The 14,030-nt window shown below is 72.1% G+C and carries 12 protein-coding genes; 8 read left to right on the top strand and 4 right to left on the bottom strand.

Annotated elements, in window-relative coordinates; translation table 11 throughout:
• Positions 1-15: 15 nt before the first annotated feature.
• Complete coding sequence (gene rsmH, locus J3486_RS19420) at positions 16-972, bottom strand: 16S rRNA (cytosine(1402)-N(4))-methyltransferase RsmH (protein ID WP_267878209.1); 957 nt, start codon at positions 970-972, stop codon at positions 16-18.
• 410 nt (positions 973-1,382) lie between these two features.
• Between rsmH and J3486_RS19415 the strand changes: the two genes are divergently transcribed.
• From J3486_RS19415 to J3486_RS19400, 4 genes are all read left to right on the top strand, one after another.
• On the top strand, positions 1,383-1,925 hold the full coding sequence (locus tag J3486_RS19415) for a carbonic anhydrase (protein WP_207821740.1): 543 nt from the start codon (positions 1,383-1,385) through the stop codon (positions 1,923-1,925).
• A gap of 222 nt (positions 1,926-2,147) precedes the next feature.
• A complete protein-coding gene (locus J3486_RS19410; protein WP_207821738.1) occupies positions 2,148-3,191 on the top strand; it encodes a MoxR family ATPase in 1,044 nt (347 codons plus the stop codon).
• The gene (locus J3486_RS19405) at positions 3,191-4,591 is read left to right on the top strand and encodes a DUF58 domain-containing protein (RefSeq protein WP_229378219.1); all 1,401 of its coding nucleotides are present in this window, start codon (positions 3,191-3,193) and stop codon (positions 4,589-4,591) included. The genes J3486_RS19410 and J3486_RS19405 overlap by 1 nt, the downstream gene beginning before the upstream one ends.
• Entirely contained in the window at positions 4,588-7,005 is a 2,418-nt protein-coding gene (locus J3486_RS19400) for a DUF3488 and transglutaminase-like domain-containing protein (RefSeq protein WP_207821736.1), read from the top strand. Before J3486_RS19405 ends, J3486_RS19400 begins: the two co-directional genes overlap by 4 nt.
• Positions 7,006-7,138: 133 nt before the next feature.
• Here the strand turns inward: J3486_RS19400 and J3486_RS19395 are convergent, their stop codons facing one another.
• From J3486_RS19395 to J3486_RS19385, 3 genes are all read right to left on the bottom strand, one after another.
• Positions 7,139-7,543, bottom strand: coding sequence for a DUF3040 domain-containing protein (locus J3486_RS19395; RefSeq protein ID WP_207821734.1), 405 nt, complete (start codon positions 7,541-7,543; stop codon positions 7,139-7,141).
• Positions 7,544-7,818: 275 nt separating this feature from the next.
• Complete coding sequence (locus tag J3486_RS19390; RefSeq protein ID WP_207821733.1) at positions 7,819-8,589, bottom strand: methyltransferase; 771 nt, start codon at positions 8,587-8,589, stop codon at positions 7,819-7,821.
• Between the two features lie 131 nt (positions 8,590-8,720).
• A complete protein-coding gene (locus J3486_RS19385; protein ID WP_207821732.1) occupies positions 8,721-9,305 on the bottom strand; it encodes an SAV_6107 family HEPN domain-containing protein in 585 nt (194 codons plus the stop codon).
• Positions 9,306-9,481: 176 nt separating this feature from the next.
• On the opposite strand from J3486_RS19385, the gene J3486_RS19380 reads away from it, so the two are divergent.
• The 4 genes from J3486_RS19380 to J3486_RS19365 all read left to right on the top strand — a co-directional run bounded on the left by J3486_RS19380 (position 9,482) and on the right by J3486_RS19365 (position 13,993).
• Positions 9,482-10,312 carry an ATP-binding cassette domain-containing protein gene (locus J3486_RS19380; protein ID WP_207821730.1) on the top strand — a complete coding sequence of 277 codons (831 nt, stop codon included), beginning with the start codon at positions 9,482-9,484 and terminating at the stop codon, positions 10,310-10,312.
• On the top strand, positions 10,284-12,368 hold the full coding sequence (locus J3486_RS19375) for a YhgE/Pip family protein (RefSeq protein ID WP_207821728.1): 2,085 nt from the start codon (positions 10,284-10,286) through the stop codon (positions 12,366-12,368). Before J3486_RS19380 ends, J3486_RS19375 begins: the two co-directional genes overlap by 29 nt.
• Before the next feature lie 35 nt (positions 12,369-12,403).
• Complete coding sequence (locus J3486_RS19370; protein WP_207821726.1) at positions 12,404-13,030, top strand: TetR/AcrR family transcriptional regulator; 627 nt, start codon at positions 12,404-12,406, stop codon at positions 13,028-13,030.
• A 351-nt stretch (positions 13,031-13,381) separates the two neighbouring features.
• The gene (locus J3486_RS19365; protein ID WP_207821724.1) at positions 13,382-13,993 is read left to right on the top strand and encodes a DUF4126 domain-containing protein; all 612 of its coding nucleotides are present in this window, start codon (positions 13,382-13,384) and stop codon (positions 13,991-13,993) included.
• Positions 13,994-14,030: the final 37 nt, after the last annotated feature.

The raw sequence follows: 14,030 nt of genomic DNA, 5'->3' as shown, positions 1-14,030 counted from the left end.
TGCCTCACTCGACCGTCATCCGTTCACGTCCTCGCGGATCCGCTGCGCACCCCGCAGCCGTGCCGGGGCGGCCCGGCGGTTCTCGGCGACCTCTTCCTCGGTGGGGAGTTCGGCGCCGCGCGTGAGCAGCTTCAGGCGGGGCTGGTACTGCTCGGGGACGACCGGCAGGCCGGGCGGCGCCGTGGTCGCGGCGCCGGCCGCGAAGACCTGCTTGACCAGGCGGTCCTCCAGCGAGTGGTAGGAGAGGACCGCGACGCGGCCGCCGACGGCGAGCGCCTTCACCGCGGCCGGGATCGCCCGCTCCAGGACGCTCAACTCGCCGTTGACCTCGATGCGCAGGGCCTGGAAGGTGCGCTTGGCCGGGTTGCCCCCGGTGCGCTTCGCGGCCTGCGGCAGCGCGTCACGGATCAGCTCGACGAGCCGGGCGCTGTTGCTGAACGGCTCCCTGTCGCGCTCGCGCACGACGGCCGAGACGATCCGCTTGGCCTGCTTCTCCTCGCCGTACTGGCGCAGGATCCGCACCAGTTCGCCCGCGGGGTACGTGTTGAGGACCTCGGCGGCGCTCATCCCGGTCGTCTGGTCCATGCGCATGTCGAGCGGCGCGTCCTGCGCGTACGCGAAGCCGCGGTCGGCCTCGTCGAGCTGCATCGAGGAGACGCCGAGGTCGAACAGGACGCCCTGCACGCGCGGGATGCCCAACCGGTCCAGGACGTCGGGCAGTTCGTCGTAGACGGCGTGCACGAGCGTGGCTCGGTCACCGAAGGGAGCCAGCCGCTCGCCCGACAGACGCAGCGCTTCCTTGTCGCGGTCGAGCGCGACGAGACGGCACGCGGGGAACGTGGAGAGCAGCGCCTCGCTGTGGCCACCGAGGCCGAGCGTGCAGTCGACGACGACCGCGCCCGGCTGCGCGAGCGCGGGAGCCAACATGTCCAAGCAGCGCTGGAGCATGACCGGGACGTGTCGCTGACTCAAGAGGCCCTCTCAGGTCCGGCGGGGCGGCGCGGACGCACTGCCGGGTCCCCGCCCGCTCGTGAAGGGGATGGTGGTCCGTCGGCGCCGGGGAAGTGACGCCGGCCGACCGGAGCGGGAGGAGGCCGAGCCGTACGTACGCGCCGCGCACGCGGGGAGCGTCCGGCAGCGCCGGGATCTCCGTGTTGCTTCGTTAATGGGGTTCGGCGTCACTTTAGTCCACCGTGACCCCCGGTCAATCAACCGGCCTGCGCGTCGCGGGCCGCGTCACGCGGAAGCCGCGCATCCGCCGAATTCACCTGTTCGGGCGAGGACTGCGCCCCCTGTGGGTTAGCTCACAACAAGCCTCGATGGCGTTCTTTGTCCCCTCTCACAGCGGGCCCTGCCGCACTGTGACCATTACCGTCGTCCCCATGACGACTTCCGCGCACCTCCCCTCCGAAGGCGCCATACCGGCCGACGGCACCGTCACCGACCGCCTCGTCGAAGCGAACGGCCAGTACGCCGCGGCGTTCACCGACCCCGGCATGGACGCGCGCCCCGTGCTCCAGGTCGCCGTCGTCGCGTGCATGGACGCCCGCCTCGACCTGCACAAGGCGCTCGGTCTCCAGCTCGGCGACTGCCACACGATCCGCAACGCGGGCGGTGTGGTGACCGACGACGTGATCCGCTCGCTCACCATCAGCCAGCGCGCCCTCGGCACCCGCAGCGTGGTCCTCATCCACCACACGGGCTGCGGCCTGGAATCCCTCACCGAGGAATTCCGGCACGAGCTGGAGCTGGAGGTCGGTCAGCGGCCCAGCTGGGCGGTCGAGGGATTCCGCGACGTCGACCAGGACGTACGGCAGTCGATACAGAAGGTGCGCACCTCTCCGTTCCTGCTGCACACCGACGACATCCGCGGATTTGTCTTCGACGTGAAGACGGGCCGGCTGCGGGAGATCACACCGGCCTGAGGTTCCCGGTCGATCGGCCGTCCACTCAAAAGGTTGTAAGCCCCGACATATCGCGGCCAGTTATCCACAGGCGAGTGACACGAACCGGTAACGCCAACAAGAATGCGTGTGTGACACCTCGCGCGAGCGTCGGAACCTTTCGTGCGTGGTGTCCGTGTTTCGGGGTGGGCCGGTCCGCGTCACAGAGCGTCGGCCCGGAAAGTACGGGCCGAGGAGGGCCGGGTGACGACCTATGACGATCGAGCGAGCCTCACAGATCTGACCACCACTGTGGAGCGTGTCCGCAGGTCGGTGGAGGGTGTGATCGAGGGCAAGCCGGAGGTCGTACGGCTTTCGCTGACGGTGCTCCTCGCGGAGGGGCACCTGCTCATCGAGGATGTACCGGGCGTCGGCAAGACGATGCTCGCCAAGGCGCTCGCGCGGTCCATCGACTGCTCGGTGCGCCGCATCCAGTTCACTCCCGACCTGCTGCCGTCGGACATCACCGGTGTGTCCATCTGGGATCAGCAGCGACGGGACTTCGAGTTCAAGCCGGGCGCGATCTTCGCGCAGATCGTGATCGGCGACGAGATCAACCGCGCGTCGCCGAAGACGCAGTCCGCGCTCCTGGAATCCATGGAGGAGCGCCAGGTCACCATCGACGGGAAGACCTACGAACTGCCCAGCCCCTTCATGGTGGTGGCGACGCAGAACCCGGTCGAGATGGAGGGCACGTACCCGCTGCCCGAGGCGCAGCGCGACCGTTTCATGGCCCGGGTGTCCATCGGCTATCCGAGCCCGGAGGCCGAGCTGCAGATGCTGGACATCCACGGCGGGGTGAGCCCGCTGGACGACCTGCAGCCGGTGGCGCACGCGCACGAGATCGTGAAGCTGATAGACGCCGTGCGCACGGTGCATGTCGCCGACCCGGTGCGGCGCTACGCGGTCGATCTGGTCGCCGCCACGCGTACCCACCCGGATCTCAGACTCGGCGCCTCCCCGCGCGCGACGCTGCACCTGCTGCGGGCGGCCAAGGCGTCGGCGGCGCTGAGCGGCCGTGAGTACGCGCTGCCCGACGACGTGCAGGCCCTGGCCGTCGCGGTCCTGGCGCACCGTCTGCTGCCCACCGCGCAGGCGCAGTTGAACCGGCGCACGGCCGAGCAGGTCGTCCTGGACATCCTGCAGCGCACGCCGGTCCCGGCCGCGGACACCCGCGCCCCGCAGCCCGGCTACAACACGACGCCTCCGTTGTACGGCCAGCAGCCGCCCGGCGCCCGGGGGCTGTGATGGCCTCGGGGGGGTATTACGGGGCGGATCCGGGGGGCTCCTTCGCGGATGACGACGGCGCGACGAACGACAAGGGCGACAAGAGCGGCCTGCGCACCGCGCTCGCCGGACTGACCACCCGCGGCCGTTCGTTCCTCGCGGCCGGCATCGCCGCGGCCATCTGCGCGTACGTCCTGGGGCAGAGCGATCTGCTCCGGGTCGGCCTGCTGCTCGCGGCGCTGCCGCTGGTCTGCGCGGGCGTGCTCTACCGCACCCGCTACCGGGTGGCGGGCAGCCGCCGCCTCTCCCCCGCGCGCGTGCCCGCGAGTTCCGAGGCCCGCGTGCACCTGCGGATCGACAACATCTCCCGGCTGCCCACCGGGCTGCTGATGCTCCAGGACCGGGTGCCGTACGTGCTCGGGCCGCGGCCCCGCTTCGTGCTCGACCGGGTCGAGGCGGGCGGCCGGCGCGAGGTGTCCTACCGGGTCCGCTCGGACCTGCGCGGCCGCTATCCGCTGGGCCCGCTCCAGCTGCGCCTGACCGATCCGTTCGGGATGTGCGAGCTGACCAGGTCCTTCGCCGCGTACGACACCCTGACGGTGATCCCGCGCGTGGAGCCGCTGCCCCCGGTGCGGCTGACCGGGGAGGCGAAGGGGTACGGCGACGGGCGCAACCGCTCGCTGGCGCTGGCCGGCGAGGACGACGTGATCCCGCGCGGATACCGCTACGGCGACGATCTGCGCCGCGTCCACTGGCGCTCGACCGCGCGGTACGGGGAGCTGATGGTGCGCCGCGAGGAGCAGCCGCAGCGGTCCCGCTGCACGGTGCTGCTCGACACGCGCGACATGGCCTTCCAGGGCGCGGGCCCCGACTCGGCCTTCGAGTGGGCGGTGTCCGGCACGGCCTCCGCCCTGGTGCACATGCTCGAACGAGGCTTCTCGGTCCGGCTGTTGACGGACACGGGCAGTTCGGTGCCGGGTGAGGGGGCCGACGGGTTCGCCGGCACCAGCCAGGAGTCGGCCGACGCCGCGGGCCTGATGATGGACACGCTCGCCGTCGTCGACCACTCCGACATGGCGTCGCTCTCGTCCGCGTACGACGTGCTGCGCAGCGGGAACGAGGGACTTCTGATCGCCTTCTTCGGCGACCTGGACGAGGCGCAGGCGTCCGTGGTCGCCAAGATGCGTCAGCGCAGCGGCGGCGCGATCGCGTTCCTGCTGGACAGCGAGACCTGGGCGCAGGGGCCCGGCGCGCAGCCGGCTCCGCGCTGCGCGGAGCGACTGCGGATGCTCCAGGAGGCGGGCTGGACGGCGGTGGCCGTACCGGCGGGCGCGTCCCTGGTGGACATGTGGCGGCAGGCGGACCGGGACCGCTCGGGAGCGCATCCGTCGAGTACGAGTACGGCTGGGGGTTGGGCATGAGTGGTGGGGCCCGTCTGTCGATCTGCGCGACGCTGGCCACGTTCCTGGCCTCGTGCGCACTGCTGCCCCTGGTCGACAAGTCGTCCTGGCTGCTGCAGGCCGCGATCCTGCTGGTGATCCAGGCCGGGGTGGGCGCGGCGGCCCGCAGGGTGCCGCTCGCGAGACCTCTGACGATCGGCGCGCAGGCGCTGGTGTCGCTGCTGCTGCTCACGCTGCTCTTCGCCCGCCAGCAGGCGTTCGGCGGGATCGTCCCGAGCCCGGACTCCGTCCGGCACTTCGGGCTGCTGCTCCAGGCGGGCGGCGACGACGTCGGGCGGTACGCGATCCCGGCGCCGCTGTCCGACGGTATCCGGCTGATGCTGGTGGGCGGCGCGCTGGTGATCGGGCTCGCGGTGGACGCGCTGGCGGTGACGTTCCGCAGCGCCGCCCCGGCCGGTCTGCCGCTGCTCGCGCTGTACTCGGTGGCCGCCGGGCTCTCCGAGGGCAGCGCCGACTGGCTGTGGTTCCTCCTCGCGGCCGGCGGCTACCTGCTGTTGCTGCTCGCCGAGGGGCGCGACCGGCTCTCCCAGTGGGGCCGGGTCTTCGGCGGCACGGGGCGCGGCGGCTTCGGTGCCGCGCCGACCGCCGACGGTCCGGGCGCCGCGACCGCTCCGGTCCGTACCGGACGGCGGATCGGTGCCGTCGCCCTGGGCATCGCCCTGGTGGTGCCGCTGGGCCTGCCCGCTCTGGACGGCGGCCTGCTCGGCCCCTCCGGCACGGGCGTGGGCAACGGCTCGGGCGGTGGCGGCGTCATCTCCGCGGTCAACCCGCTGGCCTCGCTGCAGAACAGCCTGAACCAGCCCGAGGACCGTACGGTCATGACGTACCGGACGAACGCCGAGCAGACCTCCGAGATGTATCTGCGGATCGTGGCGCTCGACGACTTCGACGGCACGGCCTGGCGTCCTTCGGTGCGCAGCATCACCGACGTCCCCTCGCCGCTGCCGAACCCGCCGGGCCTCGGCCCGGACATCCGCAGGACCGAGGTCCAGACGAACATCCAGGCGGCCGACAACTACGCGCAGGACTGGCTGCCCATGCCGTACCCCGCCGCCAAGGTGTCGATCGACGGGCGCTGGCGGTTCGAGGAGGTCGGCAGGACCCTCGTGGGCGACCACGGGGAGACGACGCAGGGCAAGCAGTACAGCGTCAAGAGCCTGATCGTGCAGCCGACGGCGCAGCAGCTGGCCAACGCCGGGGAGCCGCCGGCCGGTCTGCTGAAGGAGTTCACCAAGGTGCCGTCCTCGGTGCCGGACGTGGTGCGCACGACCGCGCTGCGCGTCACCAAGGGCTCGGCGAACAATTACGAGCGCGCGGTGAAGCTCCAGGACTACTTCGCGGTCAACGGCGGCTTCACGTACAACACCGAGGTGTCGGCCGGCAGCGGTTCGGTCGCCATCGCCCGCTTCCTGAAGCAGAAGGAGGGCTTCTGCGTCCACTTCTCCTTCGCGATGGCGGCGATGGCGAGGACGCTGGGCATTCCGGCCCGGGTCGCGGTCGGCTTCACCCCGGGCTCGCCCACCGGTGACGGCACGTACGCGGTGGGGCTGCGGGACGCGCACGCCTGGCCCGAGCTGTACTTCGAGGGCGTGGGCTGGACCCGTTTCGAGCCGACGCCGAACCGCGGCTACACGCCGGAGTACACGCAGGACAACACTCCGACGAGCGGTTCCAGCGACTCGGCGGCGCCCAGCGCCTCCAGCTCGAACGAACCGTCCGCGTCGCAGCCGTCGACGTCCGACAACTGCTCGGCGCAGCAGCGCAAGCAGGGTGAGTGCGGCAGCACGGCCCCCGCGCTGGTGACCGGCTCCACGGACGACGGGCCGCCGATGGGCACGGTCCTGCTGATGGCGCTCGCGGCGCTGCTGATCCTTGTGGTGCCCCTGTTGCCGATGATGTGGCGCATACGGATCAGGGCACTGCGCCTGGGATCCGGGGGCCGCACCGACGCCGACATCGCCGGGCGCACCCTGGCGGCCTGGCAGGAGGTGACGGACACGGCGTGGGACCACGGCATCCCGCCGGACGATTCGCAGACCCCGCGCAAGGCGGCGGCCCGCATCGTGCGGCTCGGTCATCTGGACTCGGCGGCCGCCGAGTCGGTGCACCGGGTGGCGGCGGCGGTGGAGCAGGTGCTGTACGCGCCGCGGCCGCAGCCGGTGTCGGGGATCGGCGAGGACGCGCGGCGGGTGCACGCCGGGCTGCACGGGACGGTGAGCCGTCTGACGCGGCTGCGGGCGACGCTCGCACCGCGCTCGGCCGTCCGGGTGGCCTGGGCGTTCGCGGAGCGCAGGGCGCGGTTCGCGGCGGGGCTGCGGGAGCGCTGGACGACGGCGCGTACCGCCCGGTCCCGGCCGTCCGGTCAGGAGGGCTGAGTTCCGCCGGGGCGGTGGGGCCGGGATGCCCGGCAGCGGCCGAAACGGTCGCGGCCGCATTACGCACAAAGGGTGACCGCATCATGCGGTCACCCTTCATAGATGTACGTCGATTCGCACGGCGTGCAGGCGCTCAGCGGCCACCCTGCTCGTCTCGACGGCGCTGCCAGCGCTCCTCGATCCGGTCCATCATCGAGCGCTTCGGCTTGCTCTGGCGACGGACGGTGGCGCCGCCCGGCACGGCTCCGGCCGGCTGTTCGCCCGGCTTGGGCGCCTTGCGCCAACCGGTGACAGCGAGCACTGCGCAACCCAGCATGACGAGGAACCCCACCACGCTGATCCAGATCTGCTTCGCGACCATTCCAGCCATGAGGAGCGCGATACCCACCAGGAAACCGGCAACGGCCTGGTAGACCCGACGTCGGGTGTACGTACGCAGCCCGCTTCCCTCAAGCGCTGTCGCGAACTTGGGATCTTCGGCGTACAGCGCTCGCTCCATCTGCTCGAGCATGCGCTGCTCGTGCTCCGAGAGCGGCACGGAGTCCTCCTCATCGTGCAGTCGCCGGGGCGACCGGGGGTCCCCTTCAGGATAGGCAGGGAATCGCCCCCGTGAAACCCGCCCCTCTACGCCAACTTCACCATTGCGGACCGCTTCACGCCGCTCCGGCTCACTGGGGCGTCATTCCCCGGTGGCCGGTCCGTCATGCCGGGCGGTCTACCCCGATCATACGGCGCCGGACGCCCGATCGGGGGGCCTGTGGCGTACTCCATCTGCCGCTGCGCCGCTGATCAGCGGTGCGGCACGGCGGTCGCTCAGGCGGCGCCGGGTGCCCGCTTCTCGCCGAGCACGTGCAGCTGGGTCGCGACGGCGTGGAAGGCGGGCAGCTCGGCGGCGGCCGCCTCCAGCTTCAGCAGCTCCTGAAGGGCGCCGGGCTCGGTGTCCACGAGGACGCCCGGGACCAGGTCCGCGAAGACCCGCACCCCGTGCACGGCGCCGACCTCCACGCCCGCGTCACCGACCAGCTGGGTGAGCTGCTCGGCGGTGAAGCGGTGCGGCACCGGGTCGCCCTCGCCCCAGCGGCCCGCCGGGTCGTCGAGCGCCTGCCGGGCCTCCCTGAAGTGACCGGCGAGCGCCCGCGCGAGCACGGCACCGCCGAGACCCGCGGCGAGCAGGCTGAGCACACCGCCGTCGCGCAGCGCGCCCACCGCGTTGCGCACGCCCTCGCCCGGCTCCTCGACGTACTCTAGGACGCCGTGGCACAGGACCGCGTCGTAGCCGTCGCGCTCGACGACGTCGAACAGGCCGGAGACATCTCCCTGGACGCCGCGCACCCGGTCGGCGACGCCGGCCTCGGCGGCCCGGCGCTCCAGCGCGAACAGCGCGTTCGGACTCGGGTCGACGACGGTGACGCGGTGGCCGAGGCGGGCGACCGGCACCGCGAAGTTGCCGCTGCCGCCCCCGGTGTCGAGGACGTCGAGCGTCTGACTCCCCGCGGCCTTGGCACGGCGGTCGAGGGCGTCCTTGAGGACCTCCCAGACCACGGCGGTACGGAGAGAAGCGCGGGGGCGGGTCGGGTCCGACACTGCAGATGGCTCCTCGGCGTGGCTCCGGCTGGTGGCGGAGCGTGAACTGGTTCGGGCGCCTCCACCCTAATGGGCCCCGACCCACGTCCATGCCATCCCCGCACGTCGCCCCGGGGTCGCCGCGCACGCGCTCACCCGGCGTCGGGCACGTCCGGCTCCCCCGTGCGCCGGTCTCCCTCGCGCCGCTCCCGTCCCTCCCCCCGGGGTCCCGGCAGTACCGGCTGCAGGACGAGCATCCGCTCGACCAGGCGCAGGAACATCGCCACGTCGCGCAGCAGGTCGTCGGCGTCGCGGGCGGTGGCCGCGCCGCGTATGCCCGCCTCCGCGCGGGCGCGCCGGGCGGCCCCCGCCGCGAAGAGCGCGCTCCACTCCGCGAGTTCGGGCGCTATCTCGGGGAGCACTTCCCAGGCGCTGCGGATCCTGGCGCGGCGCTTGGGCGTGGCCTCGGGGCGGCCGCGGGCGGCGAGCACGGCGGCGGCCGTGCGCAGGGCGGCGAGGTGCGCCGTCGCGTACCGCTCGTTCGGCGCTTCGAGGAGCTCCGCCTCGTCTAGGCCCGCGCGGGCCTGGGAGAGCAGGTCGAGGGCGGCGGGCGGGGCGCCGGCCCGGCGCAGCACCGGGTGGACGTCGCTCGCCGGTCCGGTCGGTGAGGGGGCAGGGCCGGTGGTGGCGCGGCGTCGGGCGGCAGCTGCCGCGGTGGATGCGCGATGTCCAGCCATGACGAACCTCCTGTCGTCTGTGACGGCTCTGTGGCCGTATGTGCCCATCGTGAAGTACGGCACTGACAATCGGCTCTGACCTGGGGCTTTGCTTCGATCGAAGGTTCGGGCTAGTTTTTTGCACTGACCAGTCAGTTCAAAAGTGGGCCGTCGTCGGCCCGCCGAGGGGGAGGGCCATGGACGGGCCGGAGGGACCCGGGGGACCCGGGGGACCTGAGGGGCCTCAGGGGCAGGCGTCCGAGGGCGGGGCCGCCGTCATCGCCGCGGGGTTCGGGGTGAAGGGGCCGCGCGGCTGGGCGTTCCGGGACGTGGACGTCGACGCGGGGCCCGGGGCACTCGTCGCGGTCGAGGGCCCGTCCGGCAGCGGCCGCACCTGTCTGCTGCTCGCGCTGACGGGGCGGATGCGTCCGGCGGCGGGCGAGGCCCGGGTCGCCGGGTTCCGGCTGCCGAAGCAGATGAGCGCCGTGCGGCGGGTGAGCGCGCTCGCGCACGTACCGGGCGTGACGGATCTCGATCCGGCGCTGACCGTCACCGAGCACCTGCGGGAGCGGGCGCTGCTGCAGCGCCGGTTCGACGGGTCGTGGCGCGGGCTGCTGCGCTCGCGCGACGAGCGGGTGGCCGAGGCGAAGCAGCGGATCGAGGCCGCGCTGACCGGCGCGGGACTCGACCCGGACACGCTGCCCAAGGCAGGCCGCACGGCCGTGCGCGACCTGGAGCGCGTCGAGGCGCTGCGTCTGTCTCTGGCCCTCGCCCTCATCGGCCGGCCGCGGCTGATCGGCGTCGACGACACCGATCTCAAGCTCTCGGACACCGAACAGGCCGACGTATGGCGCCAGTTGAAGGCCGTCGCCGACGCGGGCACCACGGTGGTCGCCGTGTGCAGCAAGGCCCCTGCGGGCGCCGTCGTCGTGTCGACCGCCCCCGCGCCCACCAAGGCGACCGCCCCCGACCGGGACGACACCGACAAGGAGACGGCCGATGCGCTCGCCGAAGCTGGCCGCGCTTGAGCTCAGGCGCTTCGGCAGGGGGAAACTGCCGCGCGCCGCGCTCGTCGCACTTCTGCTGCTGCCGCTGCTCTACGGGGCGCTGTACCTGTGGTCCTTCTGGGACCCGTACGGGCGGCTCGACAAGATCCCCGTGGCGCTCGTCAACGACGACAAGGGGGCGAGCGCCGCCGGGCAGAAGATCCACGCGGGCGACGACATCACGAAGGGCCTGTACGACAGCGACACCTTCCAGTGGCACGAGCTCAGCGCCGCGCAGGCCCGCGCGGGCGTGGAGGACGGCACGTACTACCTGTCGCTGACCATGCCGAAGGACTTCAGCAGGCGCATCGCTTCCAGCTCCGGGGACTCCCCCGAGACGGGCGCGCTTCAGGTGCGTACGAACGACGCGAACAACTACATCGTCGGGCAGATCTCCCGGACGGTGTTCTCCGAGGTGCGCTCGGCCGCGTCCACGCACGCGTCGCGCTCGTTCCTCGACAAGATCTTCATCTCCTTCTCGGACATCCACGACGCGACCAAGAAGGCGGCCAAGGGCGCGGACGACCTCAAGGGCGGCATCGGCAAGGCCAAGAAGGGCTCCAAGGACCTGGCCGACGGCCTGAAGGACGCCAAGAAGGGCAGCGGTGACCTGGCGAGCGGCCTGAAGAAGCTCGACAAGGGCGCCGGCGATCTGGAGACGGGCTCGCGACAGGTCGCCGCCGGCACCCAGCTGCTCGCCGACAAGGTCGACGGAACGGCCGGCCAGGTGCTGCCGTTCCTGAAGGACAACAAGAAGGCGATCGGTGACACGGCGCGGTTCGTGGCCGACTCCGCCGCGGGCGTGCGCCACAACCTGGCCACCCTGGTGAAGCTCGCGCCCACCGCGCGCGAGGGCGCCCACGCGGGCTCCGACATCCTGGACACGATCTACGAGCGCCGCTGCGAGAAGGCGCTCATCGCCGATCCGGCCTGCCCCGACCTGAAGAAGGCCAGAACGGCGGCCGCGGACGTCGCGACGGTCTCCGACGACCTGAACACGCTGATCCAGGACGAGAACGGCGACCTGGACACCATGGACCGGCATCTGGCGACGCTCCAGAAGCAGTCCGCGGCGCTGGCGCAGCGCGCCCCGACGCTCGACAAGGACGTCGCGGACGCCGTCGCGCAGATCGACAAGCTCAACAAGGGGGCCGGAGAGGTCGCCGCGGGCGCCAAGAGGCTGCACACGGGCCTCGGCACGGCGTCGACGGGTTCCACCACGCTCGACTCCGGAGTGGGCCGGCTGAAGACCGGGGCGCAGGACCTCGACGGCGGCATGTTCAAGCTGGCCGACGGCTCGGGGAAGCTGGCCGGCGGGCTGCACGACGGGGTGGCGCAGATCCCCGACTACGACAAGAAGGACCGCGACCGGCGCACCGAAGTGATGGCGGACCCGGTGCGGCTCGCCTCCCAGTCGCTGCACAAGGCGCCCAACTACGGGACGGGGTTCGCCCCGTACTTCATTCCGCTCTCCCTGTGGGTGGGCGCGATGGTCGCCTACATGCTGATCGCCCCGCTGAACCGGCGGGCGCTCGCCGTCGGCGCCTCCTCCTGGCGGGTGGCGCTCGCGGGCTGGCTCCCGGTGGCGGCGCTCGGCCTCCTTCAGGTGGCGGCCCTGATGTCCGTACTGCACTGGGCGCTCGGGCTGCAGATGCTGCACGCGGCGGGCACCATCGCGTTCCTGTGCCTGGTCACGGCGTGCTTCGCGGCTATCGTGCAGTGGCTGAACGCACGCTTCGGGGCGGCGGGCCGCATCCTTGTGCTCGCTTTCCTGATGCTGCAGCTGACGTCGGCGGGCGGCACGTACCCCGTGCAGACGAGCCCGGGCTTCTTCAACGCGATCCACCCGTTCCTGCCCATGAGCTACATCGTGGAGGCGCTGCGCCGGCTGATCTCCGGCGGCGGGCTCGGGCCCGTGTGGCAGGCGTGCGCGGTGCTGGCCGCCTTCACCGCGGGCGCCCTCGCGCTCACCGCCGTGACGGCCCGCCGCAAGCAGGTGTGGACGCTGGACCGGCTGCACCCCGAGCTGAGCCTGTGACGGCGGCTGCGGAGCGGCCTGTGAGAATCAGGGGCATGGAAAGCAGCACACGGCGCCAGGCCACCCGGCAGAAGCTGTACGAAGCCGCTGTCACCCTCATCGCGGAGCAGGGGTTCTCGGCCACCACGGTCGACGAGATCGCCGAGCGGGCCGGGGTGGCGAAGGGCACGGTCTACTACAACTTCGCCAGTAAGTCGGTCCTCTTCGAGGAGTTGCTGCGGCACGGCGTCGGTCTGTTGACCGCCTCCCTCCGGGAGGCGGCACAGCAGGCGGACGAGAAGGGCGGCAGCAAGGTCGACGCCCTGGACGCGATGATCCGCGCGGGGCTCGTCTTCATCGACCGGTACCCGGCCTTCACCCAGCTGTACGTGGCCGAGCTGTGGCGCACCAACCGCGCCTGGCAGTCCACGCTCGCCGTGGTCCGCCAGGAGGCGGTCGCGGTCGTGGAGGGGGTGCTGCGCGCCGCCGTCGACAGCGGCGAGCTGAGCGAGGAGATCGACGTGCCGCTCACGGCGGCCGCCCTCGTGGGGATGGTTCTGGTGGCCGCCCTGGACTGGCAGGCGTTCCAGCCGGAGCGCTCGCTGGACGATGTGCACGCGGCGCTGTCGCTGCTGCTGCAGGGACGGGTGGGCGGCGGACAGCCCCTCACCGGCACGGCCTGACGCACACGTGAAGCGCCGGTCCGGCAGGGCCTGTGATGGTTCTCAGGCTCCACCGGACCGGCGCATCCCCCGTTGTTCCCCCGTCGGACCCCCGTGCGGTCTCCCCCGGGTCCCCCGTGCCTCGCTCCCACCCTCGCGGGCGAGAGGAGCGGCCAAGGACGCTGCTTCCGTTCCGCCGCCCCGTGTCGGCGGTGCCGGGCGCCGCGTCCCCCTCCGTGGTCTCCACTCTTCCGTCTGCGCAGGTGGGACCCCATCCGCGCAATTACTCATCTCCGTAGCTAGGTACGGATACTCAGACATGGGCACTCACCCCCAGGCACGCAGAGTTCCCTACTGGTTACGATCTTTTCCGTGTCCGTACTCCCCCTGGTCTTCACCAGTGGCTGGGCGAGTGGCATCAACGCGTACGCGGTGGTCCTGCTGCTCGGCGTCTTCGGCGCGACCGGGCTCACCGACGAGGTGCCCGAGTCACTGCAGCGCCCCGACGTGCTGATCGTCGCGGGAGTGCTCTTCCTGTGCGAGGCCGTCGCCGACAAGATTCCGTACGTGGACTCGGTCTGGGATTCGGTGCACACCGTGATCCGGCCGGTGGCGGGAGCGGTCGTGGGTGCGCTGCTCGCGGGGCAGAGCGGGTCGCTGTCGGATCTGGCGGCGGGCGCGATCGGCGGTTCGACGGCGCTGGCCAGCCATGCCGTGAAGGCGGGCACCCGGATGGCGATCAACACGTCGCCCGAGCCCGCGTCGAACTTCCTGATGAGCACCGCGGAGGATCTCGGCGTCGCCGGCGTCGTGACGTTCGCGATGTTCCATCCGGTGGCGGCCGCGGTGATCGCGGCGGTGCTGCTCGTCCTCGGCCTGGTGGTCCTGGTCTTCCTGATCCGACGCATCCGCAGATTCCTGCGCAGACGTGCGCAGCGGCGCGAGGAGAAGCGGATCGCCCGCGAGGAACCGCCTCCGCCCTGACCTGGCGGCGGCGTTGTCAGTGGGGGCCTATACAGTC

The sequence above is a fragment of the Streptomyces sp. VRA16 Mangrove soil genome, assembly GCF_017377775.1.
Lineage (GTDB): Bacteria > Actinomycetota > Actinomycetes > Streptomycetales > Streptomycetaceae > Streptomyces.
This window is presented reverse-complemented; position numbering and strand designations above follow the sequence as displayed.

Bases quoted from the DNA above. Each gene is read 5' to 3' on its own strand.
- J3486_RS19415 (WP_207821740.1), top strand. From the start codon at position 1,383: ATGACGACTTCCGCGCACCTCCCCTCCGAAGGCGCCATACCGGCCGAC.
- J3486_RS19380 (WP_207821730.1), top strand. From the start codon at position 9,482: ATGGACGGGCCGGAGGGACCCGGGGGACCCGGGGGACCTGAGGGGCCT.
- J3486_RS19400 (WP_207821736.1), top strand. From the start codon at position 4,588: ATGAGTGGTGGGGCCCGTCTGTCGATCTGCGCGACGCTGGCCACGTTC.
- J3486_RS19385 (WP_207821732.1), bottom strand. From the start codon at position 9,305: ATGGCTGGACATCGCGCATCCACCGCGGCAGCTGCCGCCCGACGCCGC.
- J3486_RS19405 (WP_229378219.1), top strand. From the start codon at position 3,191: ATGGCCTCGGGGGGGTATTACGGGGCGGATCCGGGGGGCTCCTTCGCG.
- J3486_RS19370 (WP_207821726.1), top strand. From the start codon at position 12,404: ATGGAAAGCAGCACACGGCGCCAGGCCACCCGGCAGAAGCTGTACGAA.
- J3486_RS19375 (WP_207821728.1), top strand. From the start codon at position 10,284: ATGCGCTCGCCGAAGCTGGCCGCGCTTGAGCTCAGGCGCTTCGGCAGG.